The sequence below is a fragment of the Vibrio sp. CAU 1672 genome, from assembly GCF_029223195.1.
Lineage (GTDB): Bacteria > Pseudomonadota > Gammaproteobacteria > Enterobacterales > Vibrionaceae > Vibrio.
On the sequence record NZ_JARHUF010000071.1, the window covers coordinates 1 to 1134 of the forward strand.

A 1134-nucleotide genomic window follows, 5' to 3' on the forward strand; every position below is an offset into this window, starting at 1 on the left:
ATAACAAGGCGTTTAAGACAGATTCGCAACGCTCGGCATTTTTGGTTTGAGTCAGCTTTAGTGTTTACGGCACAATAGGTTAGGTTCAGTGGCAGCGTTGCTCACTACTTAACGCGGCGTTATACGAACTGACAAAGTTCAGCAACCAGAAAAACAATAGGAAATATATGGCAAGTACAAAAACTCTGGGCACTGTAGGAAATGATTTAAACGAAAAAAAAGAAGTAACAGTGAGCAGTGCTCTTTTAATCTTAGGTGGTGCTGCTGTTGGGGCTTGGGTGGGTGCTAAACTAGGTGGTGCGCAAGGTGCATTAGTTGGCTCTTTAGTAGGCGCGTTCATCGGTGGGTTTGCTGCGGGTTACATAAAAAATGTAAAAGTTATTTGGCATCCGAACGGAAAAGTTGAAGTCGAGTTTGAAACTAGGTTTTAGTTATCTATCAGTACGTTCGTATAACAAGCGCTTCAAGACGGATTCGCAACGCGTGGCATTTGTGGCTTGCGGCAAATTTAGTGATTTAGGTGGTTTGCAGAGATATCGCATTGCGTTGCTCACCACTTAAGCGGGCGTTAGTACGGGTTTGACATCAAAGGTCATAAGTTTTGGTGTTTATCTGTTTTGGCGCTCGTATTTACACCTTTCAGTTAGTGCCTTTCACGTTCTTTCCGGTGGCACTATATGCGGAGTGTTCGCTTTGATTTCACCGTTTACGGCTTCTAACTCTTAGCCTATTTCTTTGGCGCTTCTTCATTTTCGTGGTGGCTTTTGAGAGAACCTTGGTTACTTTTGGTGTGGCTGTTGAAGTACGAGGAAAGAATCCTTTTCTAATTTGAAGCTAGTGAAAGTTGGGCAGTTCAGTGCGTTTTTCTTCTAGCAAACTTTCCTCTCTTAATCGGTGTAAAGTTTTGTAGCTGCCCGTCTCACTTCAGTGTTCAAAGCCTTTCATATCATGCCACTTTTCAATATCTTGGAGCGCATAAATAGAGGTAGCGCATGTACTAACAAATTGCTTAAAAGTGATCTGCTCCAGCCAGACTGGACACTTCATTAAGTGACATTTTGTTGTTCAAAGTTAACTGGGCTTAGATACCCAAGAGCACTGTGCCTTCTCGTCCGATTATAATCAACCTCTATG

At 42.8% G+C, this 1134-nt stretch carries 2 protein-coding genes; one reads left to right on the forward strand and one right to left on the reverse strand.

From position 1 onward, the window contains the following. Positions 1-167: 167 nt before the first annotated feature. Positions 168-431 (forward strand): hypothetical protein, encoded by a 264-nt coding sequence (locus tag P2G85_RS21470; protein WP_038891726.1) that lies wholly within the window; start codon positions 168-170, stop codon positions 429-431. A 615-nt stretch (positions 432-1046) separates the two neighbouring features. Here the strand turns inward: P2G85_RS21470 and P2G85_RS21515 are convergent. Continuing rightward, on the reverse strand, positions 1047-1134 hold an 88-nt coding region (locus P2G85_RS21515; protein ID WP_345795446.1), incomplete at its 5' end, for an IS3 family transposase.

Coding starts and splice junctions, on each gene's coding strand:
- P2G85_RS21470 (WP_038891726.1), top strand. CDS start 168: ATGGCAAGTACAAAAACTCTGGGCACTGTAGGAAATGATTTAAACGAA.